The 25,892-nt window shown below is 63.4% G+C and carries 21 protein-coding genes and 1 pseudogene; 11 read left to right on the top strand and 11 right to left on the bottom strand.

Going from position 1 to position 25,892, the window contains the following annotated elements; all coding sequences use genetic code 11:
- Window positions 1–2 precede the first annotated feature (2 nt).
- A complete protein-coding gene (locus J1C49_RS11930) occupies window positions 3–455 on the bottom strand; it encodes a cupin domain-containing protein (protein ID WP_227446052.1) in 453 nt (150 codons plus the stop codon).
- A gap of 90 nt (window positions 456–545) precedes the next feature.
- On the opposite strand from J1C49_RS11930, the gene J1C49_RS11925 reads away from it, so the two are divergent.
- The 5 genes from J1C49_RS11925 to J1C49_RS11905 all read left to right on the top strand — a co-directional run bounded on the left by J1C49_RS11925 (window position 546) and on the right by J1C49_RS11905 (window position 5,269).
- Complete coding sequence (locus J1C49_RS11925) at window positions 546–1,163, top strand: holin-associated N-acetylmuramidase (RefSeq protein WP_227446051.1); 618 nt, start codon at window positions 546–548, stop codon at window positions 1,161–1,163.
- On the top strand, window positions 1,154–1,732 hold the full coding sequence (locus J1C49_RS11920) for a holin family protein (RefSeq protein WP_227446050.1): 579 nt from the start codon (window positions 1,154–1,156) through the stop codon (window positions 1,730–1,732). The genes J1C49_RS11925 and J1C49_RS11920 overlap by 10 nt, the downstream gene beginning before the upstream one ends.
- A gap of 117 nt (window positions 1,733–1,849) precedes the next feature.
- Window positions 1,850–3,820, top strand: coding sequence for a heme lyase CcmF/NrfE family subunit (locus J1C49_RS11915; protein WP_227446117.1), 1,971 nt, complete (start codon window positions 1,850–1,852; stop codon window positions 3,818–3,820).
- Window positions 3,817–4,302, top strand: a complete 486-nt coding sequence (locus tag J1C49_RS11910; protein ID WP_370639410.1) for a cytochrome c-type biogenesis protein CcmH — start codon at window positions 3,817–3,819, stop codon at window positions 4,300–4,302. The genes J1C49_RS11915 and J1C49_RS11910 overlap by 4 nt, the downstream gene beginning before the upstream one ends.
- 190 nt (window positions 4,303–4,492) lie before the next feature.
- Window positions 4,493–5,269: an enoyl-CoA hydratase-related protein gene (locus tag J1C49_RS11905; RefSeq protein WP_227446049.1), complete on the top strand. Its 777-nt coding sequence runs from the start codon at window positions 4,493–4,495 to the stop codon at window positions 5,267–5,269.
- A 141-nt stretch (window positions 5,270–5,410) separates the two neighbouring features.
- On the opposite strand, the gene J1C49_RS11900 is transcribed toward J1C49_RS11905, so the two are convergent.
- The 3 genes from J1C49_RS11900 to gltX form a co-directional block, all read right to left on the bottom strand.
- Complete coding sequence (locus J1C49_RS11900) at window positions 5,411–7,531, bottom strand: hypothetical protein (protein ID WP_227446048.1); 2,121 nt, start codon at window positions 7,529–7,531, stop codon at window positions 5,411–5,413.
- A 393-nt stretch (window positions 7,532–7,924) separates the two neighbouring features.
- Complete coding sequence (gene gltA / locus J1C49_RS11895) at window positions 7,925–9,220, bottom strand: citrate synthase (RefSeq protein ID WP_227446047.1); 1,296 nt, start codon at window positions 9,218–9,220, stop codon at window positions 7,925–7,927.
- Window positions 9,221–9,400: 180 nt separating this feature from the next.
- A complete protein-coding gene (gene gltX, locus J1C49_RS11890) occupies window positions 9,401–10,852 on the bottom strand; it encodes a glutamate--tRNA ligase (RefSeq protein ID WP_227446046.1) in 1,452 nt (483 codons plus the stop codon).
- A 78-nt stretch (window positions 10,853–10,930) separates the two neighbouring features.
- Here gltX and J1C49_RS11885 point away from each other — a divergent pair, with 78 nt between their 5' ends.
- A complete protein-coding gene (locus J1C49_RS11885; protein WP_227446045.1) occupies window positions 10,931–13,030 on the top strand; it encodes a ComEC/Rec2 family competence protein in 2,100 nt (699 codons plus the stop codon).
- 108 nt (window positions 13,031–13,138) lie between these two features.
- Here J1C49_RS11885 and lexA read toward each other — a convergent pair whose 3' ends face one another.
- Entirely contained in the window at window positions 13,139–13,837 is a 699-nt protein-coding gene (gene lexA, locus J1C49_RS11880; protein WP_227446044.1) for a transcriptional repressor LexA, read from the bottom strand.
- Window positions 13,838–14,040: 203 nt separating this feature from the next.
- On the opposite strand from lexA, the gene J1C49_RS11875 reads away from it, so the two are divergent.
- The 4 genes from J1C49_RS11875 to J1C49_RS11860 all read left to right on the top strand — a co-directional run bounded on the left by J1C49_RS11875 (window position 14,041) and on the right by J1C49_RS11860 (window position 16,882).
- Window positions 14,041–14,652: a VOC family protein gene (locus J1C49_RS11875; RefSeq protein ID WP_227446043.1), complete on the top strand. Its 612-nt coding sequence runs from the start codon at window positions 14,041–14,043 to the stop codon at window positions 14,650–14,652.
- A gap of 120 nt (window positions 14,653–14,772) precedes the next feature.
- On the top strand, window positions 14,773–15,459 hold the full coding sequence (locus J1C49_RS11870; protein WP_227446042.1) for a DnaJ family molecular chaperone: 687 nt from the start codon (window positions 14,773–14,775) through the stop codon (window positions 15,457–15,459).
- A gap of 17 nt (window positions 15,460–15,476) precedes the next feature.
- The gene (locus J1C49_RS11865) at window positions 15,477–16,478 is read left to right on the top strand and encodes an endonuclease/exonuclease/phosphatase family protein (RefSeq protein ID WP_227446041.1); all 1,002 of its coding nucleotides are present in this window, start codon (window positions 15,477–15,479) and stop codon (window positions 16,476–16,478) included.
- Window positions 16,479–16,528: 50 nt separating this feature from the next.
- Window positions 16,529–16,882 carry a hypothetical protein gene (locus J1C49_RS11860; RefSeq protein WP_370639409.1) on the top strand — a complete coding sequence of 118 codons (354 nt, stop codon included), beginning with the start codon at window positions 16,529–16,531 and terminating at the stop codon, window positions 16,880–16,882.
- Between the two features lie 26 nt (window positions 16,883–16,908).
- On the opposite strand, the gene J1C49_RS11855 is transcribed toward J1C49_RS11860, so the two are convergent.
- The 6 genes from J1C49_RS11855 to J1C49_RS11830 all read right to left on the bottom strand — a co-directional run bounded on the left by J1C49_RS11855 (window position 16,909) and on the right by J1C49_RS11830 (window position 25,463).
- Window positions 16,909–18,453 (bottom strand): Ppx/GppA family phosphatase, encoded by a 1,545-nt coding sequence (locus J1C49_RS11855; RefSeq protein ID WP_227446040.1) that lies wholly within the window; start codon window positions 18,451–18,453, stop codon window positions 16,909–16,911.
- A 136-nt stretch (window positions 18,454–18,589) separates the two neighbouring features.
- Window positions 18,590–19,888 carry a flagellin gene (locus J1C49_RS11850; RefSeq protein WP_227446039.1) on the bottom strand — a complete coding sequence of 433 codons (1,299 nt, stop codon included), beginning with the start codon at window positions 19,886–19,888 and terminating at the stop codon, window positions 18,590–18,592.
- 750 nt (window positions 19,889–20,638) lie between these two features.
- Window positions 20,639–21,223, bottom strand: coding sequence for a phage tail protein (locus tag J1C49_RS11845; protein WP_227446038.1), 585 nt, complete (start codon window positions 21,221–21,223; stop codon window positions 20,639–20,641).
- 219 nt (window positions 21,224–21,442) lie between these two features.
- A complete protein-coding gene (locus tag J1C49_RS11840; protein ID WP_227446037.1) occupies window positions 21,443–23,614 on the bottom strand; it encodes an RNA degradosome polyphosphate kinase in 2,172 nt (723 codons plus the stop codon).
- Between the two features lie 47 nt (window positions 23,615–23,661).
- Window positions 23,662–24,363 carry a chromosomal replication initiator DnaA gene (locus J1C49_RS11835; protein ID WP_227446036.1) on the bottom strand — a complete coding sequence of 234 codons (702 nt, stop codon included), beginning with the start codon at window positions 24,361–24,363 and terminating at the stop codon, window positions 23,662–23,664.
- A complete protein-coding gene (locus J1C49_RS11830) occupies window positions 24,360–25,463 on the bottom strand; it encodes an AI-2E family transporter (RefSeq protein WP_227446035.1) in 1,104 nt (367 codons plus the stop codon). Before J1C49_RS11830 ends, J1C49_RS11835 begins: the two co-directional genes overlap by 4 nt.
- 123 nt (window positions 25,464–25,586) lie before the next feature.
- On the opposite strand from J1C49_RS11830, the pseudogene J1C49_RS11825 reads away from it, so the two are divergent.
- Window positions 25,587–25,892 (top strand): annotated as a pseudogene (locus J1C49_RS11825) (hypothetical protein); the annotation flags it as partial.

Here is a 25,892-nt window from a genome sequence, read left to right as displayed (position 1 = left end):
TATCAAGCATCCCGTGGGATATCGAACCCGGGCTCTGCAAGCTCGAAACCTTCAAAGCGAAACCCGGGCGACACGGTGCACCCTACGAGGGTCCAGGCACCGGTGCTGCGGGCGGCTTGCCAATGTCCTTCGGGAACGATCCACTGCGGCAAGGCACCCGCTGCGAGATCTGGACCGAGAACTCTGTCCATGGCTGGTCCCGAGAGGGTTTCGGACATCGACAGGATCAGCGGTGCGCCAGCGTGGTAGTGCCAGATTTCCGTGGCATCGACCCGGTGCCAGCGGCTTTGCTCACCCTCGGCCAGCAGGAAAAAGATCGCCGTGCCGACCGGGCGGGCGCCCGCTTCGGCCGGCGCGATCCAGGTCTGGCGATAATGCCCGCCCTCCGGGTGCGGGGAGAGATCGAGCCGGTCGATGATCTCGGCGACCGTCAGGGAAGCTGTTGCAGGGGTCATGGGGGGGCGTGCGCCTCTGGATATTTTCATTAACGGAAATTGCCGAACCTCCGCGCTCGTTTGAGGCGCATCGAGCAGGAGGCCCATCAGATGCAGACAGCGCGCGTTCGGCAATTGGCCGAAGAAATCGTCGTTCGTGAGGGCGGCTATGTCAATGATCCGGATGATCCCGGTGGTGCAACGAATTTTGGTGTGACGATTCACACCATGCGCCGCCTCGGACTGGACCTCGACGGTGACGGAGATGTCGATGCACGCGATGTGCGGTTCTTGAGCCGCGATCAGGCCGTCGAGATCTTTCTGCGGCACTATTTCCAGAAGCCCCGCATCGCGGAGTTGCCCGAACCGCTCCATGCCACGGTATTCGACATGTATGTCAACGCCGGGGCAAACGCCGTGAAGATCCTGCAGCGGTTGCTACGGCAGATGGGAGAGGATGTGGCAGTAGACGGGGTGATCGGGCCACAAACACTCGCGGCGACGGCCCGGGCGATGGCGCGTGCACCGTCCCATATGGTTGACGCTTGCGGAATCGAGCGGCGCAATTACTATTTCCGGATCGCCGACCAACGCCCGGCGTCTCGCAAATATGCCCGTACCCGGCGTGGCGGCAAGGGCGGGTGGATCAAGCGCGCCGAAGAGTTCATCTCGGACCGGTATCACATGACGCAGGCCGAATTTGCGGCACGGGTGGCACCATGGGGATGATCGAAAAACTGCTGGGGCTCGTGTTCGGCGGTGGCCGCAACATAGTTGCCGAAACCGCGGAAGTCTTCCGCGTCAATGCCGAGGCCGAAGCCGGTCGAAGCGCTACGCTCCAAGGCGCGGCGCTCAAGCAATTCGGCGCGGAATTCAGGCTTCAGGAACGCTCTGCCTTTGATCGGGTGATGGATGCGCTCAACCGGATCCCGCGCCCTGCCATGGCGCTGGGAACGCTTGGGCTTTTTGTGGCGGCGATGGTCGATCCGATCTGGTTTGCCGCGCGCATGGCCGGGATCGCGCTGGTCCCCGAACCTCTGTGGTGGTTGCTTGCGGCGATTGTCAGCTTCTACTTCGGTGCCCGTCATCAGGCCAAGGGGCAGGATTTCCAACGCGAGATAGCCGCGACCATGGCGGCGGTGCCGCAGGTGGTGAGCACGGTGCGGGAAGTCGAGGCGCTCGACGCGGCTGCGCCGCGGGAAGAAGTGGGCCCGGCGCCGGCGGACCGCAGACCGGAGCCTGTGCCGGTCGTGGCGTCGTCCAACCCCGCGCTTCAGGCGTGGCGGGATGCGGGCTGAGCGCCGGCCCCCTGACGTGATCCCGGATCTCGTGTGGAGCGGGGCCGCGACAATGTGAACACCGGACGGGGCCAAATGTCATTGGCCCTGTCCAGACCCGGCTCTATACTCCGCCTCATGATTACAGAGCTCGGACATTTCGCCCTCATCCTCGCCTTCCTTGTCGCCATCGTTCAGACGGTGGTCCCATTGGTCGGCGCCCATAAACGCTGGTCTGGATGGATGGCCTTGGCAGAGCCGGCCGCCACCGCGCAATTCCTGCTGGTTGGCGCATCTTTTGCGGCCCTGACCTATGCCTTTGTCGTTTCGGACTTCTCGCTCAGGCTGGTCTACCTCAACAGCCATTCGGCCAAGCCGATGCTCTACAAGATCTCCGGCGTCTGGGGCAACCACGAGGGCTCGATGCTGCTTTGGGTGCTGATTCTGGCGCTGTTTGGCGCGATGGCTGCGTGGTTTGGCGCAGGCTTGCCGCCGACCTTGCGCGCGCGCGTGCTGGCGGTGCAGGCATCGGTCTCTGTCGCATTCTACATGTTCATCCTGTTCACCTCCAATCCGTTCTTGCGCCTCGAAGTGGCGCCGTTTGACGGGCAGGATCTGAACCCGCTTCTTCAGGACCCCGGCCTCGCGTTTCACCCGCCCTTCCTTTATCTCGGCTATGTCGGTCTCTCGATCTGCTTCTCTTTCGCGGTGGCCGCTCTGATCGAGGGGCGCGTCGATGCCGCCTGGGGCCGTTGGGTGCGCCCGTGGACGCTTGCAGCTTGGGTGTTCCTGACCATCGGGATTGCTCTGGGCTCATGGTGGGCCTATTACGAGCTTGGCTGGGGCGGTTTCTGGTTCTGGGATCCGGTGGAAAACGCGTCTTTCATGCCATGGCTGTTTGCGGCGGCGCTTCTGCATTCCGCAATTGTCGTGGAAAAGCGCGAGGCGCTGAAAAGCTGGACCATCCTGCTGGCGATTCTGGCGTTCGGGTTCAGCCTGATCGGCACGTTTATCGTGCGGTCCGGCCTGCTCACATCGGTGCATGCCTTTGCGAACGACCCGGAGCGCGGGATGTTCATCCTGATGATCCTCGTGTTCTTCACGGGTGGCGCGCTGATGCTCTTCGCACTGAGGGCCAATATCATGGAAGCGAAAGGCGTGTTCGGCGTGGTCAGTCGGGAATCCGCGCTGGTTGCAAATAACATCCTCCTCGCCGTGTCGTCTTTCGTGGTGTTCGTCGGCACGATGTGGCCGATGTTTGCGGAGATGTTCTTTGACCGCGTGCTCTCTGTCGGGCCGCCGTTCTTCAATATGGCATTCACCCCGTTCATGGTGATCCTGGGGCTGATCCTTCCGGTGGGCTCGATGCTGAGCTGGAAACGCGCGAAGGTGGGCCGCACCCTGCGCCAGCTGGCACCGGCGTTCATCCTCGCCGTTTCGCTGATGGGGCTTTTCTGGGCGATGCAGACCGGCCGCAGCCTGCTTGGACCGGCGGGCGTGTTCTTTGCCGTGTGGATCATCTCGGGCGCTGTCATTGACCTTCTCAACCGCACCGGCCAGTCGCGGGACCTCAGCCGCTTGTTGCGTCTGCCGCGCGCGGACTGGGGCAAGGCGGTGGCGCATACGGGCCTTGGGATCACCATGCTCGGCGTGGCCGGCCTCATGGCCTGGACGGAGGAAGACATCCGCGTGGCGCAGATTGGCGAGCCCTATACGGTCGGCGCGTTCGAACTGGAACTCCAGGGTGTCGAGCGTGTCGAGGGGCCAAACTACATCTCGACCATGGGTGAGATCAGCGTGCGCAAGAACGGCGAGGAGGTCGCGCATCTCTTCCCCGAGAAGCGCAACTACCCCGTGGCGCAGATGCCGACGACGGAAGCGGCGATCGATTATCGCTTCATGCGCGACGTCTATGTCGTGATCGGCGACCCGCAGCAGGATGGCGGCTGGGTTGTCCGGACCTACATCAAGCCGCTTGCCAACTGGCTCTGGGCCGGCTGTATCCTCATGGCGCTTGGCGGACTGCTGAGCCTCACGGATCGGCGCTTCCGCGTAGCCGCAGGTGCGCGCAAGGCTGACGCCGCGCGGGCCGGGGTGCCGGCGGAATGATGGCGGTGTTCAAACGGATGCGTTGCGCGCTTGTCGTCGCCCTCGCAATCGGCGTGGCGCCCTTTGCGCCCGCCTTTGCGGTTCAACCGGACGAGGTGCTGGAGGATCCCGTGCTCGAAGAGCGTGCCCGCGACATCTCCGAAGGGCTGCGGTGTCTGGTGTGCCAGAACGAGAGCATTGACGAGTCCGATGCCGCCCTTGCGCGTGATCTGCGCCTGCTTGTGCGGGAACGCCTCGTGGAAGGCGACAGCGATACCGAGGTGGTTGATTACATCGTGGATCGCTATGGAGAATTCGTTCTCCTGCGACCCACGACGGGTGGGTGGAACTGGTTGCTCTGGGCGTCCGGACCCATCCTGTTCTTCGCCGCTTTGGGCATGGGCGTGCTCTACATTCGCGGACGGGCCAGCGCGCCCGCCACGACGGAAGCGGGCCTGAGCGAGGAAGAGCGCAAGCGCCTGGAAGAAATCCTAAAGGGGTGATCGTTCTCCGAAGCGCCTGCGCGTCTCAGGGCCGCGGCCCGTCCTCTCCGCGACGGCCAAACGGGAGTTGATCCAGCGGCTACCGGTTCCGCTGCGGATCGGCCATTTGTCTCTGACGTTGCGTTGCGGTTTGCCAAACCCCGCGCGCCGGTGTTTGATGCGCCAAAATCCCAAAGGGAGGCCGTGGCCCATGCAATACGACACGATCCGTTTTGACATCACAGACGACATTGCCGTTGTGGAAATGAACCGTCCTGACGTCATGAATGCGCTGAACACCCAGATGCGGGCCGAGATCACCGACGCCGTGCAACGCGGCGGCCGCGAGGCGCGGGTGGTGGTCATCACGGGAACGGGGCGCGCGTTCTGTTCCGGGCAAGATCTCGGGGACCGCGCGAATGCGGCCAATCTCGATCTCGAGCGCACGCTGCGCGATGAATACGTGCCCATGCTGCGGGCAGTGGTCGATTGCCCGGTCCCAACCATCTCGGCGGTCAACGGAACAGCAGCCGGGGCAGGGGCAAACCTGGCCCTTCTGGCCGACGTTGTCATTGCAGCCGAAAGCGCGTCCTTCATCCAGGCCTTTACCCGCATCGGTCTGATCCCCGATGCTGGCGGCACATGGGCGCTGCCGCGCCAGATGGGCTTGGCCAAGGCCATGGGGGCGGCGCTCTTTGCAGACAAGATCACCGCGCGTCAGGCGGATGCCTGGGGCATGATCTGGGAAGCGGTGCCGGATGCCGAATTTGACAGCCACTGGCGGGGTCGGGCGGCGCATCTCGCCACGGGGCCGACTGCGGCTTATGAGCGGGTCAAACGTGTCATGCGCGGTGCTTTTGAGAACGATCTCGACGCGCAACTCGCGCTTGAAGCCCGATTGCAGGGTGAATGCGGCAAGACCCGTGATTTCAAGGAAGGCGTTGTGGCGTTCCTCGAGAAACGTCCGGCGCAATACGAAGGGCGTTAAGCGGCGCGCCGCCAAGGCTCGGGGTGCGTAGACCGCGACCGGCCCTGCGCATGGCCGCCCCGGACCAGACGCAGGCATTCAGCGAAACAGCAAAAGGCGCCGGGATCCGGCGCCTTTCTTGTATGAGCAAGCCCGTCGGGCTCAGACCATCATGTCGGCAAGGTCATCGGTCTGCTCAAGCGCTTCATCCGGGACTTGCTCCTCGGTTTGCTGCACCATCATCTCGTCATAGGTGACGGCGTAATCCACGCATTCCTCGTGCACACCGGACGGTGCAAAACACAGGTCATCCACGGCGCCCGATCCAACAAGCGTGACTTCCATGGTCGCCACGCCGGTTGCATCGATTGCCACCTCGGTGGCCGAATTGTCGCCCTCCGCCGGGATCGCCACGGTCGAGATCAACGTGCCGTCCGCGTCGAACAGGTCGATCGTGCCACCGGGCTCCTCGATGTCGAGCAGGGTGACGGATTGCACATCGGAGACCGCATCGAAGGTGAAATGTAACGTGCCCCCGCCGGCATTGTCGTCAGCATCGCTGCTGTCGTTGTCCTCGGAGATGATGATCGCGTTGCCCTGCGATGCGTAGGCCAGGTCGGTATCGCCCCCGGTGGGGTTCGCCGTATCAAAGAGCATGGCGTCGTTCTCACTGTCGGCGGCATCCCCAGCGCGTTGCCCAACCACGCTGAAGCCATCGAATTGATCGGCGACAACGTCGCCGGACTGACCCGCGTTGAAGTCTTCGCAGACCTCGCCTTCGGCCACCTCTTCGGTCACGGTGATTTCGACATTGTCGACAAAGAGCACCTCGTTCCCTGCGGAGATGTCCGACACCACGCGCATCTGCACGCCGCTGGTGGCCGCGTCGAGCACACCGCCCTCGTAGGTGAGCGTCTCGAAGGTTTCGCCAAAGCTCTGCCCGGTCACCGATCCCACCATCTCGGTGCCGGCATCGTTGACGCGGAACTCGTCAAGCAGCACCCAGTCGCCGCCGTCGACCTGCACCTCCACGCGCAAACTGTCGGCGTATTGGCCGCTGTTTTCGAAATAGGAGGTCTCGCAGGCGCGCATGTCCAGGGAGATGCTCGCCGGCCCGTCCGTGGCGACCTCGGTGAAGCGCATCTCGCCCTCGTTGCGCCCGTCGGTACGGGCAGAGCCGTAGCGCACATCCCACCCGCCATCGACCTCGACGGCAGCGCTGTCATCGGGGTCGGCGACCGTGTCGAAATCCTCTGACAGGCCGACGGCTTCGACGGTTGTTGGCGCGGACACATCCTGAGTGGTGGTGACCACCAGGTTGTCGATCAGGATCTGTTCGTCATTGGCGCTGATATCCGACGTGATGCGGAACTGCACGCTCTGCGTGGCACTGTCGAGCACGCCACCGGAATAGGTGGGCGCGGTGCTCAGCGACGTGATCAGTGCGCCGGTCTCGGAGCCGACAAGGGCTGTGCCGGTCTCGTCGACACGAAACTCGTCGAGCAGGATGAAGGCACCGCCGTCAATGGCCACTTCGACGCGCAGGCTGTCAGCGTATTGACCACTGGCCTCGAACCGGTCGAGATTGATCGCGCGGGCATCAAAACTCAGGCTGACCGGTCCGTCTGTCTCGACGGTCTGCAACAGCAGCGCGCCGTCGTTCGAACCATTGGTGCTCAGAAACCCGCCGCTTTCGAACGCCCACCCGGCGCTGTCCGCGATCAGATCGGAGCCCGTGGCGCTGGTCACGCCGGTGAGGTCTTCGGAAAGAGTCACGGTCTGGTATTCCGCGCCGCTGTCGGGGCCGGAGCCATTGGTCAGGGCCAGCCCGCCGCCATTGTCCGAGTTGATCACCACCGTCAGGTTCGATAAGTCGATGCTGTCAGCGGTGAGGGTAGACCCGTTGCCATCGACATAGAGCGTGAAGGCGGCCTGATCGACATCCCCGCCGGAGCTGTAGGGGATCTCGCCGAACTCGACGCGCACATCGTAGCTTTCGGCGATCTGTGCGCCGTTGTTCAGCTGATTGAGCGCGCCGGTGGCGACATCAAAGCCGGTCAGGTTTTCGCCGTTCGAGCCGATGCTTTCGTCAAAGGCGGGAAACACGGTGAGCGCTGGCGCGTCGGCGTCGTTGGTGAGGTTGAAAAACAGGGCGTCCACATCGGTGGCCGCGGGATCGGTGGCGAACACTTGAAGGATGAGATTGCCTTCATCCTCGATCACCACAAGGCGGACCTGATCGAAACATCCTAGGAGAATCTCGGCAGCGGGGGTGGCGGGCATAATGAACTCCGGATCATGCAAGGCGCGGACGGCAAAGCGAGGGCGCGTGGTCAAAACTGACACAAGACTTGCCATCAACTGGTCGAATTCTCGCCATTATCCGTAGAAACAATCGGTTTCCGCCACGGTCTCGCCCGGTTTGGATTGGTCCAGTTTCCCAACTCGAAACAATCGCAGCACTTCGCAAACACCGATGCTCTTTCGAAAAGAGTGAAAATTGTCCGAAACCTGTTTTCGGATGATGCGACTCACCGCATGGCAGGGCAGCGGAGCTGTCTCAATGGCCATGACAGAGGGCGTGGCGCTTAGGCGCGCGGGCACAACAAAGGCCCGCCATCGAGAGAATGCCGGGCCTTGAGCCAATCGGTTGTGATCCTGCGCAAAGCGCGCGGATCAGCGGTTTTCGATATCCACGTAATCGCGCATCGCCGTGCCGAGATACAGCTGACGCGGGCGACCGATCTTCATTTGCGGGTCCGCAAGCTGTTCTTTCCACTGGCTGATCCAGCCAACGGTCCGCGACAGGGCAAAGACCGGTGTAAACATGGAAGTGGGGAAGCCCATCGCTTCGAGGATGATGCCCGAGTAGAAGTCCACATTCGGGAACAGCTTCTTGTCCGCGAAATACGGGTCGTTCAACGCCGCCTGCTCAAGTTCCTTGGCCACTTGAAGGATCGGGTTGTTCTCCACACCCAGCAGGTCGAGAACCTCATCGGCGGATTGCTTCATCACCGTCGCGCGCGGGTCGAAATTCTTGTAGACCCGGTGACCGAAGCCCATCAGGCGGAAGGGATCATCCTTGTCCTTTGCACGGGCGATGAACTCGGGGATCCGGTCCGGGGTGCCGATTTCCTTGAGCATCTCGAGGCAGGCCTGGTTGGCGCCGCCATGGGCCGGACCCCAGAGGCAGGCGATACCGGCCGCGATGCAGGCAAACGGGTTGGCACCGGAAGAGGAGGCCAGACGCACGGTCGAGGTCGAGGCGTTCTGCTCGTGATCCGCATGCAGAGTGAAGATCCTGTCCATGGCGCGGGCAAGGATCGGGTCCACCACGTATTCCTCAGCAGGCACGGCAAAGCACATGTGCAGGAAGTTGGCCGCGTAGTCGAGATCGTTGCGCGGGTAGACGAAGGGTTGACCGATGGAATACTTGTAGGCCATCGCCGCGATGGTCGGCACCTTGGCGATGAGCCTGTGCGAGGCAATCTCGCGCTGGTGCGGATCGTTGATGTCGGTGCTGTCGTGGTAGAACGCGGCCATTGCGCCAACCGCGCCGACCATGATCGCCATCGGGTGCGCATCGCGCCGGAACCCACGGAAGAAGTTGTGCATCTGCTCGTGGATCATCGTGTGGCGGGTGATGGTCGCTTCGAAGATCTCCAACTCGGTCGCGGAGGGCAGCTCACCATAAAGCAGCAGGTAGCACACCTCAAGATAATGCGACTTGCTGGCCAGCTGGTCGATGGGATAGCCGCGGTGCAAAAGCTCGCCTTTGCCGCCGTCGATAAAGGTGATCGTGCTGTCGCAGGCCGCTGTGGATGTGAAGCCCGGATCATAGGTAAACACACCCGATTGCGCATAGAGCTTGCGGATGTCGAGCACATCCGGGCCTGCGGTCGGTGAGTAGATCGGCAATTCGTAGGATTGCCCGTCAATAGTGAGTGTGGCGGATTTCTTGCTTTCAGCCATGGCGTCGTCCCCTGTGTAGTCTGGCGCCCGAGCGTGGGGCGCGAAGTCGAGCCCCGCCAGGGGCGCCTGTACCCCGGCGGATCCACGGGAGTGGTGGCCGTTCGGGGCGCGGTAGACAGGGACGTGTCAAACACGCCCTTGCCGTGGATCTTGCGCGCGCCTCGGGGAGGGCGCCTGTTGTCAGGCGTCCATGGGCGCGCTCGCATCCTGAAGCCGCGCGAGGCTTTCCTCACGGCCCAGGACGAGCAACATGTCAAAGACGCTCGGTGTGACGGCCCGGCCCGCGAGCGCAGCCCGCATCGGGCCAGCCAGCTTGCCGAATTTGGTCCCTTGTGCCTCGGCAAACTCGCCCAGACACGCTTCGAGGTCGTCACGGGACCAGCTAGCATTTTGCAACTGCGGCGTCAACGCGGCCAGTATACCACGGGATACCGGATTAAGGTTTTTTGCCGCTTTCTCATCTGGGACCAAAGGACGGCTTGCCAAGACAAACTGAGCTTTTTCAAGCAGTTCCGGGATCGTCTTGGCTCTATCCTTGAGGCAATACATCGCACGAAGAAGCCCGTCCGATTGCGCTTCGCTCAGCGGATCGGCCCCGGTCGCTGCGCAAAACGCATGGATCTCTTGCAGCAGTGCAGCATCGTCAGAGGCGGCTATATGCTGACCGGAGAGGTTTTCGAGTTTCTTGAAGTCGAACCGCGCGGGGCTTTTCCCGATTCCGGTCAGATCGAACCATGCCTTGGCCTGCGCATCGGTGAAGAACTCCGCGTCACCATGGCTCCAGCCGAGCCGTGCGAGATAGTTGCGCATGCCCGCCGCCGGGTAGCCAAGCTTCTGGTATTCCTCGACCCCGAGCGCGCCGTGCCGCTTGGAAAGTTTCTTGCCGTCCGGGCCATGGATCAGTGGAATATGCGCCCATACAGGCACGTCCCACCCCATCGCGGTGTAGATCCCCATCTGGCGCGCGGCGTTGTTGAGATGATCGTCGCCCCGGATCACGTGGGTCACGCCCATATCATGGTCATCCACAACCACGGCCAGCATATAGACCGGCGTGCCATCGGACCGCAGCAGAATCATGTCGTCGAGCTGGTCATTGCGGATCGTCACATCGCCCTGCACCGCGTCGCGGATGACGGTTGCGCCCTCCTGCGGTGTGCGCAGCCGGATCACGAAGGGGGTGTCCGCGGGGTGCGTGGCCGGGTCTGCGTCGCGCCATGGGCTCTGGAACAGGGTCGAGCGCCCTTCGGCCCGTGCGGTCTCGCGAAATGCTTCGATCTCGTCCTGGGAAGAGAAACACTTGTAGGCGGCCCCTTTGGACAACAATTCGTGGGCGACCTCTGCATGCCGGTCGGCGCGCGAGGCCTGGCTGATCACCTCGCCGTCATGATCCAGCCCGAGCCAGGCCATCCCGTCGAGAATGGCTTGGGTCGCTTCGGGGGTCGACCGGGCGCGGTCGGTATCCTCGATGCGCAGAAGGAATCGGCCGCCGCGCCCACGCGCAAAAAGCCAGTTGAACAACGCGGTGCGCGCGCCGCCGATATGCAGGAAGCCCGTGGGCGAAGGTGCAAAGCGCGTCACAACCGGCGTGTCGCCTGTCTTGGGACCGGAGGAGGTCTCGGAAAGGGTCATCTTGGTTAACCTTTTGCTAACGGGGAGGGGTCTAGGCTTGTCGCGTTCTCTACTTGGCGTGTGGCCAAGGGGCAAGATATGGCGCCGGTGCTGACCAGACTCGAACACATGCTGCTGGGCCAGAGGGGCCACCTGTTCCCGTGGGCGCCGGTGGCCTTGGCATGCGGCATCGGTTTCTATTTCTCGCTGCGGTTCGAGCCGCCTCTATGGGCGCTTTGGGGGCTGGTCGTGCTGGGGCTCGGCGGGGTGACGGGGCCGAGGGTTGCAGGGGCGGTCTGGGGCGTTCTGATCGCGGGGCTGGCGCTGGTTCTGCTTGGCATCGGTCTGGCCGGATTGCGGGCACACAGCGTGGCGGGACCGGTGCTCGATTTTCGCTATTACGGCAGCATAGAGGGACGGGTTGTTGGCGTGGACCGGTCCGCTTCGGACGCGGTGCGCGTGACACTCGACCGCGTGGTGCTGGAACGGATGGACCCGCGCGACACACCTCAGCGCGTGCGCATCTCATTGCACGGGCAGCAAGGCTTTGCCGAGCCCAGCCCCGGCGCGGTGATCCTGACAACCGGTCACCTGTCGCAACCGGGCGGCGCTGTCGAACCCGGCGGGTTCGATTTTCGCCGCCACGCCTGGTTCCTCCGGCTCGGCGCGGTTGGATACACGCGCAACCCGGTCGTTCTGCTTGAACCGCCCGGCAACGGTTTGTCCGTGTTCAAGGCGCGCATGTGGCTGTCCGCGCGCGTGCAGACCGCCTTGCCCGGTGACAGCGGGGCCTTTGCGGCGGCTGTCATGTCCGGCGACAGGTCGGGCATGGGGCAAGACACGTTGCAGGCCTTGCGCGATACCAATCTTGCGCATCTTCTCGCGATTTCCGGCCTGCACATGGGGCTGCTGGCAGGATTTGTGTTTGCCGCGCTGCGCCTTGCGCTGCTCATCATACCCGCCACACGGCACCGATGGCCGGTCAAGAAGATTGCCGCTGCCGGAGCCTTGCTCGCGGCGTTTGGCTACCTCTTGCTGTCTGGCGGGAACGTGGCCACCGAGCGCGCCTTCATCATGGCCGCAACCGCGCTCTGCGCGTTGATGCTCGATCGCCGGGCCATCTCCCTGCGGGCGGTTGCGATGGCGGCGTTGATTGTGCTCGTCTGGCAACCAGAGGCGCTGCTCGGCCCGGGTTTCCAGATGTCCTTTGCCGCGACAACCGCGCTTGTCGCGGTGTTCGAACAGCTCACGCATGTGCAACGGGAGCACCCCTTGCCACGATGGGCCATCCCGGTATTTTCGCTGTTTGTCTCGTCGGCGGTGGCCGGGTTTGCAACCGCACCGGTCGGCATGGCCCATTTCAACCAGATCGCCCATTACGGGCTGATCGCAAATCTTGTCTCTGTCCCGGTGATGGGCATTCTGGTCGTCCCGATGGCGGTGGTTGCGGCGCTGGCGATGCCCTTCGGGCTGGACTGGATCCCGCTTTGGGTGATGGGGCTCGGGCTGGACTGGATCCTTTTCGTGGCCGATCAGGTGGCGGCGTGGGAGGGGGCCACGCGGGCGATCAAGGCGCCACAGGCGGGTGTCCTCGCGTTGCTTGCCCTGGGCGGGCTGATCCTTTGCCTCTGGCGCGGCGCGGGGCGCCTTGTCGGGATCGGGCCGTTGCTTCTGGCGACGCTCTTGTGGGCCCAGACCCAGCGGCCGGCCCTGCTGATTGCCAATACGGGTGGGTTGGTCGGCGTCTTGACGGAGCATGGGCGGGCGCTCTCGAAAGCGCGTGGTGCAGGGTTTGTGGCGGAGATCTGGCTGGAGAACGACGGGCACGGCATGTCCCAGGAGGAAGCGGCGGCGCTTTGGCCGGAGCCGGACGCCGCGCGCACCGCGCGCTATACTCTGTCAGGAACGGAGGTTGTGCATCTGCAAGGCAAACGCGCCATCCGCGCGTGGACAGAGTGTGATGCGGGGCAAATCATCGTCGCGAGCAGCGAGGCCGCGTTGGAAGGGGACTGTGTTCTGTTGGACCCTGCGCGCCTCCGGCACACCGGCGCGATTGCGCTGTTTGCCGAGGACAGGGGGTATCGCATGGTGCAGGCGGCGCATCGCACCGGCTTGCGCCTCTGGGCGGGTGTCTACCCGAACAAACACAGCGCCGGACTTCCGGAACAGGGTTTGTTGATCGCGCGTCGCGCGCCGTGAGAAGACGTCGGCCGAGTGGAGATGTTTGGGGCGACGCCCTTCGCAGCAGCCCGACCACCATGCGACGCACGGCATCTCGCGCCGCGCGTCGCGTATTGGGGCGCGATCTCAGTAGGTGCGGATCAATCCGACCAGCTTGCCCTGCACACTGACCGATCCGGCCGGCAGAACGCGCGGCTCGTAAGCCGGGTTGGCTGCTTCAAGGATCACCGTGTCGCCGCGGCGGCGGAAGCGTTTCAGCGTCGCTTCATAGCCTTCGACCTGCGCCACGACGATCTCACCGTCCCGCGCGGAGGCGGTCTCTTCGATCACCACGACATCGCCGTCATTGATCCCGGCTTCGATCATCGAGTCGCCCTTGACCTCAAGCGCGTAATGGCGGCCACGCCCCTTGAGCATCTGGCCGGGAACGGCGATGCCGGGCGGCGGGTCGTTGATCGCCTCGATCGGAATACCCGCCGCGATCCGGCCCATGAGTGGCAGTTGCGCAAGCCCGCCGCTCTCCATGATCGGAGTGGGGGCGGCCTGCGGCGTATCCGGTCGGTCGCCATCAATCACGCGCGGATGAAAACCGGACTGGCGGCCGGCGAGGCTGTCGGGCAGTTTCACGATTTCAAGCGCGCGCGCCTTGTGGGGCAGGCGGCGGATGAAGCCGCGCTCTTCCAGCGCGGTAATCAGGCGGTGGATCCCGCTTTTGGAGCGCAGGTCCAGCGCATCTTTCATCTCGTCGAAGCTGGGCGGAACCCCATCCCGTGCCATGCGCGTGTGGATGAAATTCAGCAGGTCCAGTTGTTTCTTCGTGAGCATGCGTGGGCCTCCGGCGTTCATGTGATCTCTGGTCCGTGGCGGGACCTATGATTGGGGTCAGTGTTAACTTTTGTTCTATTCATGTTCATGTTTTGTGTCAACGATTTCATGATTCGCCGCTTGAAACCGTGGCCCGGTTGCCCGTTTGTGTGTTTCGGCAGAGCCTTCTAGGGTGGCGGCGTTGGCAAAGGAGGAGGCCGGGAATGCTGGAACTGGATCACATCGCGGTTGCGGGCGAGACACTCGGAGCGGCCACGGCGCATGTGGAAGACTGCCTTGGTCAACCGATGGGGCCGGGCGGTCAGCACGCGCATTTTGCCACCCATAACCGGCTATTGGGGATGGAGCCTGCGCTCTACCTCGAAGCGATTGCCATTGATCCGACCGTGCCCCGTCCACCCTATGCCCGCTGGTTCGGGCTTGATGCGTTTCGCGGCGCGCCCCGGCTCGACAAGTGGATCCTTCGCACCGACGATCTCGACGCCGCGATCCACGCGCTTCCGATGGCGGGTGAGGCCGTTGCGTTGTCACGGGGAAACCTGCGCTGGTCGATGGCGGTGCCGCGCGATGGCATGTTGCCGTTTGACGGGCTGTTTCCAGCGCTCATTCAATGGCATTCCGACACGCCGCCGGGCCTGTCGTTGGCCAAACCCGCGCTGTCAATGAGCGGCTTGACGGTCCGGCACCCGGAAGCAGAGGCTCTGCGCGCGCTGCTGGACCCGTATCTGGATGCGCCCCTTGTGTCGTTCGAAACCGGTGCCCCCGGCCTTGAGGCGACGCTGCAATCGTTGGGGCGGACGGTCACGCTACGCTAGACGAAACGGGCCTTGGCCGCCGGAGGCGCGGCCTTGGGCCGCAGGCCATGGCCGCCATTGTCGACAAATCGCCCCCATAAGCTGCCTGACAGCGCCGGGCGGCTGTCTTACACTCCGGGCATGTCGATTTGGTCGCGCATATCAGACGCGCTTTCCGCGCTTGCCAGTGGCGAGGGCCTCTCCGAGGTCTTTGACCGGCTGCGCGCTCCGCCTGAACGGACGGTGGGCTTCACCATCGCGGTGATTGCCCTGTCTGCAAAGATGGCCAAGGCGGACGGGCTGGTAACCCGTGACGAGGTCACGGCATTCCGCGAAGTGTTTCACATCGGACAGGCGGACGAGGCTGCCGCCGCGCGGGTCTTCAATCTTGCGCGCCAGGACGTGGCGGGGTTCGAAGATTATGCGCGCCGCATCCGGGCGATGTTTGGTGAGGATCGCAGCACGCTTTGCGACCTGATGGAGGGCCTGTTCCATATCGCGCTGGCCGATGGCACCTATCATCCGGCTGAGGATGCGTTTCTTGAACGGGTGGCGGAGATCTTCGAACTTGGCGAGACCCGGTTCTTGACAATGCGGGCGCGGTTTGTCCCCGATGCCCTGCCGGATCCCTACACGGTGTTGGGTGTCACGCCCGAGACACCCATCGAGGAGATCCGCAAGGCGTGGCGGCAACTGGTGCGCGAAACGCATCCCGACCGGATGATTGCGCGCGGGGTGCCGCAAGAGGCCGTGCGCCTGTCGGAGCGGCGCATGCAGGATATCAACCGCGCCTGGGAAGACATCCGCAACCGCGCCTCGGCGGCGTGACGCGGGTCGGCGGCGGGATGCGGTTTGCAACCTATAACGTCGAGTGGTTCGATGCGCTTTTCGACAATGACGGAACGCTTCTCGACAACGGAGGCTGGTCGGCACGTCACAACGTGACCCGCGCCATGCAGATCGACGCGCTGATCCGGGTGTTTCGCGAAATCGACGCGGATGCGGTGATGATCATCGAGGCGCCCGACACGAACCGGCGCCGTTCCACAACGCGCGCGCTCAGCCGCTTTGCCGAGGCGGCGGGTTTGCGGGCCCGGTCGGTCATGACCGGGTTTGTCAATGATACGCAGCAGGAAATCGCGCTGCTCTTTGATCCCGATGTGATCTCCGTGCGCCATGCACCCGGCGGAACGCCCGACGCGCCGCGCTTTGATGACGCGTTCCACATTGATCTCGATATCGACGCCACGCTCGACACGGTGACCTTTTCCAAACCGCCGCTGGAGCTTGCCATCGAGACCGCCTCGGGCGTTGCGCTGCACATGATCGGGGCGCATCTCAAGTCCAAGGCCCCGCATGGCGCCAAGGGGCGGGACGCGATCATGCGTCTGGCAATTGCAAATCGCCGCAAGCAATTGGCGCAGGCGATCTGGCTGCGCAAGAGGGTCAGCAGCCTGCTGGCCGATGGTCAATCAGTGATCCTTGCCGGTGACCTCAATGACGGTCCCGGGCTTGACAGTTTCGAGGCGCTGTTCGGGCGCAGCTCGGTTGAGATCCTCATGGGAGCGGGAGCCGAGGCGCTTTACGATCCGCATGCCGCGCGGGCGCTTGCGCAGCGGATCGGTGCACAACCCTCCACGGCGCGGTTCTTCCTCAAGGGTGAAAACCGCTATCTTCAGGCGCTGCTCGATTACCTGATGATCTCGGCCGATCTCAGGGCAAGGGCCCCGCGCTGGCGCATCTGGCATCCGTTCGACGATCCTGTCTGCTGGCAGGACGAAGCGCTGCGGGATGCTTTGCTCACGGCGTCGGACCATTTTCCGGTGACGCTCGATCTCGACCTCTGAGGCTTCAAATGCGCCCGGAGCGCGCCTATATTGCGACCATGATGAAAAACATGGTGATCCCCCTTGTCGCCGCGGCGACGATTGCAGCGCCGGGTGCCGCGCAGGATACGGATGGCGGGTTCAACCTGATGGAGGAGGGCGCGAAGCTCTTTCTGCGCGGGTTGATGGAAGAAATGGAGCCCGCGCTTGACGAGCTTCAGGGCCTTGCCGAAGAGATGGAGCCCGCGCTGCGCGATTTCGCGCAGACCATGGGGCCGCATCTGCGTGACCTGGCCCGACAGGTGGAAGACTGGACGGCGTATCATCCGCCGGAAATCCTGCCCAATGGCGACATTATCCTGCGCCGGAAAACCGATGAAGAGCGTGCGATTGAGCCTGATCCGGAGAGCGAGATAGAGCTCTGAGCCGAATAAAAGCCGGGAGCGCGGCGTCAATCGATGGCGACACGATACTCGGCCGCATCAAGCGCGGTCGCGAGTGATTTGAACCGGGCTTCCGTGACCTCACCATAGAGGTCCTGCGCGGTCTTCGACAGGTGCAGCGTCAGAACCCGCTCGGTCAGGTCCCAGCTGAGCCGTGGACGCGCGTCCTTGCCATCCTTCGTCCAGAGCATCGCGCCAAGCCGCATCGCCTTGCCAAGCACTTCGGCCTCCGCGGTGCTGCGCGCGTCGACCAGATCGTAGAGCGCTTCGAACCGGCTGCCCGTTTGTTTGTTGCGATACCGGTGCAACAGCGCGAGCCCGAGATAGATCCGCTCCCAATGCTTCAAGCCACCGAGATTGGCGCGGGTGGCATAGTCAAAGCAGACTTCCGCACGGTAATCCGGATGTGCGCGCCAGCTGACATCGTGCAGAAGGCAGGCCGCCCGAACGAGCCGCAGCCGGGCCATGGGAAGGTCGGGAAACAAGGGCTCGACAAAGCGATAGAGCCGCTTGCCAAAGCCGGGCAGGCGGGCGTCCTTGCTCTCGGCAAACCGGCAGGCCTCGATCAGCGGATCGCGCGCGCGCAGGTCGTCGGGCATCTGCTCATAGAGCATGCCCTCGCGAATGCCATAACTCGAAATCGCAATGTCCAGCGGCTCGAAACTGCGCACCAGGCGCGTCAGAACCTCGGTCGCGTAGGGCACCAGCGCCATGCGCGAGGGTGAAATTCCGCAGGCCGTTCTCAACTCTTCTAGATCGGCCTCTTCGATAAAGCGCGCCGTGGCTTCGACGGCATCGGAATCCATGCGGTATTCGTGCAGGACATGCAGCGGATAGTTGCGCCGCTCCATGTCGATCCGCGCAATGGCGCGCCACGACCCGCCCACAAGGAACAGCCGGTCACGCTGCACACCCATGTGATCGGCAAGCTTCTGCATTTCCTTTCGGATATACTTCTCGCGCGCTTTCTTTCCGCCGCTCATGTCCTTGAATTTCAGGGGTCCAAGCGGCGAGGTGATCCGGCGACCGACGGTTCCGTCATGGATCTCGGCCAATTCCATCGACGAGCCTCCGATATCGCAGACAAGACCAAAGCTGCCGGGCCAGCCAAGCAACACACCTTGTGCAGAGAGCCGCGCCTCTTCCTCGCCGTCTATCACATGCACGGAGAGCCCGGTTTCGCGCTGCACCGTCTCGCAAAACTCCGGGCCGTCCTCGGCCTCGCGCATGGCGGCGGTGGCAAAGATCGACATCGAAAAGAGCTGCATGCCGTCGGCAAGCGCCTTGAACCGCGCAAGGGCGGAGAAAGCCCGCTTCTTGCCTTCAGGGTTCAGCCGCCCGGTTTCGGGCATCCCGGCGCCAAGACCGCACATGACCTTTTCGTTGTAGAAATAGGCGGGGCTGCGCGCGGCGCCGTCAAACACCACCAGTCGCACGGAGTTGGAGCCGATATCCACGACCCCCACCTTTGACAGTTTGCGCACCGAGGCGTCCTGAAACAGCGGCGCGCCGAAGGGCTCCCAGTCTTCGATCGGGGTCTCAATGCTGGCCATGGCTCTCCCTCCGCTGGCAGCCGCAAGATGGCGCAGCGTGCCGGGGCGGTCAAGCGCCGGCCACGAAAAAGGGGGCGGTGGAATGCCGCCCCCAAAGTCAATATATTTCAGTAGTTTATCGAATTCTGTCCTCGGCTTAGCGGAACAGGGACAGAAGCGACTGCGGCGCCCGGTTCGCGATGGAGAGCGACTGGGTCGCGAGCTGCTGCTGCACTTCGAGCGCCTGCAGACGCGCGGAGGCCTCGGTCATGTCCGCATCGGTCAGGGTTCCGATGCCGGATTTCAGGGCGTCGGTCAGACCGGCGATGAAGTCCTTCTGGGTCTCGAGCCGACCCTGATCGGAGCCAAAGGACGCCGCAGCGTCGATCGAGGCACTGATCAAACCTTCGATATTGGACAGAGCCGCAGCCGCATCATCTTCGGTCAAGACAGAGAGGCTCTCCAACCCTTCAAGGCCGCCACCGATCGTGTTGCCCGCATCCGCGCCGACAGACATCACGGTGACCGCGATCGTATCGGTGCCGTCGGTCACATTCGACGTGGCGACAAGGCTTTCGCCCGCAGCGCTGATGGACAGGGTATCGCTGTCGATGCCATTCTCGTTCGCGTAGGCGGCAAATTCCTTGCTGAGCGCCTTGGCCACATCGGCCATGGTGTCGCCGTCGCGTGCCACGTAGGTGATGTCTCCCCCGGCAGCCTCGCCTTGGGTGCCCGCGGCGGCAGCGGTGTTGCGCAAATCAGCCTGGGTGAAGGCGGAATCGTCTGCGTCGGTGCCGAAAATCTGCAGCGAGAAGGCCTTGCCTGCCTCCACATCCACGCCGGACAGGTCGATATCGGCTTCGGTCGCGTTCACGGTGCCGGTGGCCTCCGAAGCGGTAAAGGTGCCGCCGGTCGCCGCGATGGCGCTCGCACCGGTCGTCAGATCGCGCTTGCGGATGTCGATCTCGGAGGTGGTGACCCCGCTGTCGGACCGGTCGATGGAGGACATCACCGACGTGGTGCCGGAGCCTTCTTCCGTGCTGGTGTTCTTGAGCAGGTTCGCGCCGTTGAAGGAGGCGGTATCGACAATGTCACCGATCTGGCTCACCAAGGCGTCGATATCGGCCTGGATCTTCTCCGGTTCGCCCCCGCCTTCGCCTTGTGCGGATACGATCTTGCCCTTGATCTCTGTGAGCAGGTCCGTGACGGTTTCGGCACCCTGGCGCGCCACCGAAACGGTGGCCTGTCCGAGCGACAGGCTGTCGGACACGGCCTTGAAGCCGCGCACATCGGATTCCATGGCTTTCGAAATGGCGAACACGGCGGCGTTGTCGGATGCGCTGCCGACTTTCTTGCCCGTTGAGATCTCCGAACGGACAGAGTCCAGATCGTTGTTAATGGTTCTGAGAGTTTTCAGCGCCACCATGGCACCGTTGTTGGTGAGGATGCTCGACATCTGCGAGAGCCTTTGCTGTTGCGGGCAGCTTGCCAACGCATCAATGGGGTGCAGCCCGGCGATGCATGGCGGTTTTTGTCGCCCTTCGAGAGGCCGTGCCCGTTCTGGTGCGGTCTCTCATGAAATATGTGGCAGGTCCTCCCGCCACTGCTTTCAGTGAGCCCAGAATGGCGTTGATCTCTTAACGCGGGCTTTACGAATTCGGGTCTGTTGGCGGTGTTGTTAAGGCGAAAATAAGGCACCTTACCGAAACCTTGCCAGCCGCGCTGCTGGTCCGCGATGCCACGGTTGCCGCGTCACGCGGGTCGGAGCGGCCTCGGCTTTGCCTTGAGAGGCGCGCCACGACAGGGAGTGCAGCGCCATCCGGGACCGCAGCAGCGCGGTGGCCTCAAGGCATGTCCAGCGGCGGATCCTGCGCCCGGGCTCTGGATCGGCACGGGTGCCCCGCGTCTCTGTAGGGGCCCGTCCTGGGTCGCGGCGCTTTCATGTCGGTTGCGCATGTCCCGACGGACCCACACCGCTGCACCGGCCTTCCATCACGGGGCCGGACCGAGCCGGGCAAAGCGCCTGCCGCCGTTCTCGCGCGCGCAGAGCGCCCGCTGGCGCCGAAGAGGACGCGCGCGGGCTGGTCGATGCCATCCGCGCGCGCCCCGTCTTGTGGGATCCTGCCAAATCCGCGCGAACAGCGCACAAACCCCTGTGCGGCGCGCTTGCGCCGGTGTGATTTGGCGCGCTGGGTGCGCTACGCGATCAGGATCGCGATGGATAGATCCCCTGAAGCGCAATGCAGGCCGTCACGGCGAGATAGGGGTCGCGTATCGGCACGCTTGCATTGTTGCCGGCATTGCCAATCACGGAGCCATTCATCTGGACCGGAGCGGTCAGGGCGGTGCCAAAGACGTTCTCACCAGTGATGGCCAGCACACCGCCGTTTGGATCGTCCGTCGTGGCGTCTTCTTCGTCGGCAAAGAAGGCGTGGTTATGGGCAGGCATCTGCTGCGCATTGAGGGTCACTGTTTCGGCCCCGGCCTTGCCGCCGATGGGCAGGTTGCTCAAACCCGGTCCCTGACCATAGTTGACGGCCGATCGGCCGCGCAAATCGGGCAGTGCGAAGGTGGTGCGTCCATCGCCGCCATAGATTGTGCCAATGAGCGAAAACAGCGCTTGGTTCTGGGCAATGGCAAGAAGCTGTCCGTCGGCCTTCGCCCATGACCGCGGGCACCAGTTGAAGCCAAAATAGGTGATTTGACCGATCATGGCCTCTTGGGCGTCGGCCCGGTCGGGGGCTATCCATCCGGCAGATGCAATGACGGCAGCGGCGATAATACGCTTCATGGTTGTGTTCCTTTTATAAAGCTTTTTCGTAAGTAGAATCTTGCACGCAAAAAGAGATAAGTCACCAAGTATTAACTATTTATAGTTGTGAATCCTGTATTGCGATATCGGCGGGGGCGCACGGTCGGCCAAGACACCGCGCCAGCCGGTCGAAACCGCGCTTGCCCGGATGCACCCAGGACAGGCCCATTACGAAAGGATCAGTCGCGTCGGTGCCGCTCAGTCGCCATGCGTCAGCTTGGGCACATCGCCCGCACCGGCGGACCCGCGCCCCGAGAGGGAGGGGTTTTCCATGAAGAACCGGTGGCAATTGAACGCAAAGGCGCCTTCCTCAAGCGGCTGCCGCTTGAAACTGCCATCGGGGGCCATGACCCAGCTTTGCGCCATGTCGGCAAGGTTCGCGGCCATGATTTGGCTCACGATCTGTGCCTTGACCGTGGCGTTGAGGATCTCCACGCCGGTCTCGACCCGTCGGTTGAGGTTGCGCCCCATCCAGTCCGCCGAAGACATGAACACGCGCGCCTTCTTGTGTGGCAAGCCGTACCCGTTGCCAAAGCACAGAATGCGCGAATGCTCCAGAAAGCGCCCAACGACCGATTTCACGCGGATATTGTCGCTCAGGCCTTTCACACCCGGTCTCAGACCACAGATCCCGCGCACCACGCAATCGATGCGCACCCCTGCGCGACTGGCCTCATAGAGGGCATCGATCATGTCGGGTTCGATCAACGAGTTCAACTTGAGCCAGATCCGCGCCGGGCGGCCCTGTCGCGCGTGTTCCGCTTCGGCGTCGATCAGGTCGATCATGCCGGTTTTCAACGTATGCGGCGAGATCAGCAGGTTTTCCAGCGACGCGGGTTGGGCATATCCCGAGAGGTAATTGAACAGCTTCGCCGCGTCGCGCCCAAGGGCCGCATCGCAGGTGAAAAAGCTCAGGTCCGTGTAGATCTTGGCCGTGATCGGATGATAGTTTCCGGTGCCCCAATGGGTGTAGGTCACCAGCCGGTTGCCTTCACGGCGCACAACCTGGCTGATCTTGGCGTGGGTTTTCCAATCGAGAAACCCATACACCACATGCGCGCCCGCCCGTTCGAGCCGCCGCGACTGGCGGATGTTGGCCGCTTCGTCAAACCGCGCCTTGAGTTCCACAAGCGCGGTCACGGTCTTGCCGTCCTCCGCCGCTTCGCACAGCGCTTCGACGATGGGTGAGTTGCGCGAGGTGCGGTAGAGCGTCTGCTTGATCGCCACCACATCCGGGTCGCGCGCGGCTTGCGCCAGGAACCGCACCACCATGTCGAAGGTCTCATACGGGTGGTGGAGCAGCATGTCCTTTTGCGCGATGGCCGCGAACATGTCACCCTCGTGATCCTGCACCCGTTCCGGCACCCGTGGCGTGAAGCTGGGCCAGAGCAGGTCGGGCCGGTCGTCAATGACCAGCTCCTTGGTGTCGGCCATGCCCAGAAGCCCATCGAGTTCGATGACCTCTTCCTCGCGCACATGCAATTCACGCATCACGATCTCACGCAGGCCCTTGGGCGATCCGGGCGAGATGGTCAGGCGGACGACCTCTCCGCGCCGCCGTCGCTTCAGCGCAACCTCGAATTCGCGCACCAGATCTTCGGCCTCTTCCTCGACTTCAAGGTCGCTGTCGCGCAGCACCCGGAAACCGAAATGCGCCTTTTCCTTGTAGCCCGGAAAGAGGCTCTCGATATGCAACAACAGCACATCTTCGAGCATGATAAAGCGATGCGCGCCTTCCGGGGCTGGCAGGCGCATGAAGCGGTCGATCTGTGCCGGAATCGGAAGCAGCGCCTGCAAGGTGCGTTTGTCGCGGGTGCGTTCCAATTGCAGCGCAAGGCAGTAGCCCAGATTGGGGATAAAGGGAAACGGGTGCGCCGGGTCGATGGCCAGTGGCGAGAGCACCGGAAAGACCTGGTCGAGGAAATCCTGCGCAAGCGCCTTGCGGTCGCCCGCGTCGAGCTGGTCGCGCCCGACGATGGAGATGCCCTCCGCTTCCATCAACATGCGCAGGTCTCCCAGAACGGCTTGTTGCCGGGCCAGAAGGGCGCGCGCGTTCTCGTCGATCAGCACGAGTTGTTCGGCCGGGGTCAGCCCGTCGGAGGCGGGGGTCGTGTGGCCTTCGCGCTTGAGTTCCCGGAGACCCGCGACACGCACGGTATAGAACTCGTCGAGATTGGTTGCCGAGATCGACAGGAACCGCATGCGTTCAAGCAGCGGCACGCGCGGGTTTTCGGCTTCTTCAAGCACGCGCCAGTTGAAGCCGAGCCAGCTCAGTTCGCGGTTATAAAACCGTCCCGGCCCGCTCATGTCGATCTCCGGAAGCTCCGTCGCCGCGGGCAGGTCGGATTGCAGGAAGTCAGCGGTGCTCATGGCGCACTTATGGATCTGGAATTGAAAAGATTTTGTGATTGCATGCTCTAAAGATGGGCCGGATCGTCCGTATCCGCAAGCTTTGTAAGCACCGATTTCGCCAGCGGGCGCGTCACACCGCTGGCGCGCGCCATCGCGGCCGTGTCCAAACGCGTCACGATTTCATGCGCGGCGGCGTAGCTGCGCGGCATATGGGTCGCGAGGTATGGGATCACATCCGGGGCCGGTGTGATCTGGCGATCTGCAAAAAGCTTGAGCAAAAGAGCACTCAATAACGTGTCATCGGGATCCTCGAGCCGGGCACTCAGCGTGCCCATCATCCGGCTCTTCAGGTCTGGCAGGGCAATGGGCCAATCCCGGACCGGCATGCGCGCGGTCAGCAACAGGGCGTGGCCATTGGCGAGGATCAGGTTGTGCAGGTGGAACAGCGCGCGTTCGAATTCGTCATCGCCGCATTGTGCATCCGGGGCCTCGACGCACAGGTTGTGGTGCGCCAGCGATGGAATGTCGGCTTCGATCAGCGTGTCCGCGTCGATGATCCTTGCGCCACTCGCCGTGGCCCAGACATTGGCAAGATGTGTTTTTCCCGACGCCGGGGGCCCGGTCAGCACGAATTTGCGCGGTTGCCATGTCTGCCAATGATCGATCTGCGACACGGCCAGCGCATTGGAGTCGCTCACGAAATAATCCTCGCGCCCTCGCGCGGTCCGAACCGGCAAGGGAAGGGGCAACTGTTCGGGCGTGGTCATGGGGTGTCGTCGTTCCCGGAATCGGTGTCGGTGTCGGGTCTCTCCCGCCCCGTGAGCCCGCGATAGAGCAGGCTTTGCTTGTATTGATCGGCGGCAAAGCGCGCGACGACGCCGAGCGCCGCCGCCAGTGGCACGGCCACAAGCATGCCGACGAAGCCGAAAAGCGAGCCGAAGACCGACAGGGCCAGCAGCAGCCATACCGGGTGGAGCCCGACCGAAGAGCCGACCCAGCGCGGGGTGAGGAAGTTGCCTTCGATGAGTTGGCCGGACTGGAAGATGGCCCATACGGCAATGATCCAGATCCACTCGCCCCAGAACTGGAACAGCGCCAGCCCGATCGCGAGCGCACCGCCGACGATGGCGCCGACATAGGGAATAAAGGTCAGAAACCCGGCCACGACCCCGACAACAAGGCCAAATTGCAACCCGACGAGCCACAGCGCGCCGGCATAGTAGATTCCGAGCACCAGACAAACCGACCCCATCCCACGCACGAACCCGGCAAGCACCGCGTCGATATCCGAGGCAAGCTTGCGGATTGTCGGGCGGTGATCGAGCGGCAGCAGGCTGTCGATCTTGGCAACCATGTTGTCCCAATCGAGAAGCATGTAGACCGCCACCACCGGCACGATCACGAAAAGCAGCGCGATATTGAGCAGTGAGGCCGCCGAGCTCAGCGCGGTGTTGAGCAGCTCGCCGCCCCGCTCCCGGATGGTTTCTCCAATGGAAACAAGCGTTTCACGGATCGGTCCGGAATCGTCCATGATCTGCGGGAAGCGTTCGGTGAGTGCTGTGTACAGATCCCGGAAGATCTGTGGAAAGGCCTCGAAAAGCTGAAGCGTCTGTTCGATCAAGTTGGGGATAACCGCAAGCGCAAGCACGATGAACAGCACGATGGCGGTGATGGTGATCACACCGGTCGCCGCTGCGCGCGACAGGCCCATGGATTCGAGCCGGTCCGCCACCGGGTCGAGAAAATAGGCGATGGCCGATCCGAGGACAAAGGGCAAAAGGACGTCCCCCAGAAACCACAGGACGACCACCATCGCGGTGAGGGTGAGTCCCCAGTATTTCAGCTGATCCCGGACGGGCAGGGCCATGGCGTGTCCTTTCTGCTCTGCGATACATCGCGCGTCAGGGAGACTCTTTCAAGCCGCGATAGCAGTCGAATTCCGCAATGCACAGTCGATGCACAATGCATGCACATGCCATGCGCATGCATTGTGACCCTGCGACAGGGCGCTTGCATCTCGCCCCAATGGCGCGAGACGGGCGCGGCCCCGGACGGGGCGCAGAGCGACGGTGGGCATGGCGAGGCGATCCGGGAAGGGGCGCAGAGCGGCGGTGGGCATGGCGAGGCGATCTCGGACGGGGCGCAGAGCCGCGGTGGGTATGGCGAGGCGACCCGGGAAGGGGCGCAGAGCCGCGGTGGGTATGGCGAGGCGACCCGGGAAGGGGCGCAGAGCGGCGGCGGGCATGGCGAGGCGGCCCCGACGGGGCGCAGAGCCGCGGTGAGCATGGCGAGGCGA

It is taken from the genome of Cognatishimia sp. F0-27 (assembly GCF_020667845.1).
Taxonomy (GTDB): Bacteria; Pseudomonadota; Alphaproteobacteria; order Rhodobacterales; family Rhodobacteraceae; genus JAFMPQ01.
The sequence above is the reverse complement of the archived record's forward strand: the minus strand, read 5'-3'. Positions and strand labels throughout refer to the sequence as shown.

Excerpts from the sequence above, each read along its gene's own strand:
- J1C49_RS11930 (WP_227446052.1), bottom strand. The coding sequence starts at position 455 with ATGACCCCTGCAACAGCTTCCCTGACGGTCGCCGAGATCATCGACCGG.
- J1C49_RS11925 (WP_227446051.1), top strand. The coding sequence starts at position 546 with ATGCAGACAGCGCGCGTTCGGCAATTGGCCGAAGAAATCGTCGTTCGT.
- J1C49_RS11920 (WP_227446050.1), top strand. The coding sequence starts at position 1,154 with ATGGGGATGATCGAAAAACTGCTGGGGCTCGTGTTCGGCGGTGGCCGC.
- J1C49_RS11915 (WP_227446117.1), top strand. The coding sequence starts at position 1,850 with ATGATTACAGAGCTCGGACATTTCGCCCTCATCCTCGCCTTCCTTGTC.
- J1C49_RS11910 (WP_370639410.1), top strand. The coding sequence starts at position 3,817 with ATGATGGCGGTGTTCAAACGGATGCGTTGCGCGCTTGTCGTCGCCCTC.
- J1C49_RS11905 (WP_227446049.1), top strand. The coding sequence starts at position 4,493 with ATGCAATACGACACGATCCGTTTTGACATCACAGACGACATTGCCGTT.
- J1C49_RS11900 (WP_227446048.1), bottom strand. The coding sequence starts at position 7,531 with ATGCCCGCCACCCCCGCTGCCGAGATTCTCCTAGGATGTTTCGATCAG.
- gltA (WP_227446047.1), bottom strand. The coding sequence starts at position 9,220 with ATGGCTGAAAGCAAGAAATCCGCCACACTCACTATTGACGGGCAATCC.
- gltX (WP_227446046.1), bottom strand. The coding sequence starts at position 10,852 with ATGACCCTTTCCGAGACCTCCTCCGGTCCCAAGACAGGCGACACGCCG.
- J1C49_RS11885 (WP_227446045.1), top strand. The coding sequence starts at position 10,931 with ATGGCGCCGGTGCTGACCAGACTCGAACACATGCTGCTGGGCCAGAGG.
- lexA (WP_227446044.1), bottom strand. The coding sequence starts at position 13,837 with ATGCTCACGAAGAAACAACTGGACCTGCTGAATTTCATCCACACGCGC.
- J1C49_RS11875 (WP_227446043.1), top strand. The coding sequence starts at position 14,041 with ATGCTGGAACTGGATCACATCGCGGTTGCGGGCGAGACACTCGGAGCG.
- J1C49_RS11870 (WP_227446042.1), top strand. The coding sequence starts at position 14,773 with ATGTCGATTTGGTCGCGCATATCAGACGCGCTTTCCGCGCTTGCCAGT.
- J1C49_RS11865 (WP_227446041.1), top strand. The coding sequence starts at position 15,477 with ATGCGGTTTGCAACCTATAACGTCGAGTGGTTCGATGCGCTTTTCGAC.
- J1C49_RS11860 (WP_370639409.1), top strand. The coding sequence starts at position 16,529 with ATGGTGATCCCCCTTGTCGCCGCGGCGACGATTGCAGCGCCGGGTGCC.
- J1C49_RS11855 (WP_227446040.1), bottom strand. The coding sequence starts at position 18,453 with ATGGCCAGCATTGAGACCCCGATCGAAGACTGGGAGCCCTTCGGCGCG.
- J1C49_RS11850 (WP_227446039.1), bottom strand. The coding sequence starts at position 19,888 with ATGTCGAGCATCCTCACCAACAACGGTGCCATGGTGGCGCTGAAAACT.
- J1C49_RS11845 (WP_227446038.1), bottom strand. The coding sequence starts at position 21,223 with ATGAAGCGTATTATCGCCGCTGCCGTCATTGCATCTGCCGGATGGATA.
- J1C49_RS11840 (WP_227446037.1), bottom strand. The coding sequence starts at position 23,614 with ATGAGCACCGCTGACTTCCTGCAATCCGACCTGCCCGCGGCGACGGAG.
- J1C49_RS11835 (WP_227446036.1), bottom strand. The coding sequence starts at position 24,363 with ATGACCACGCCCGAACAGTTGCCCCTTCCCTTGCCGGTTCGGACCGCG.
- J1C49_RS11830 (WP_227446035.1), bottom strand. The coding sequence starts at position 25,463 with ATGGCCCTGCCCGTCCGGGATCAGCTGAAATACTGGGGACTCACCCTC.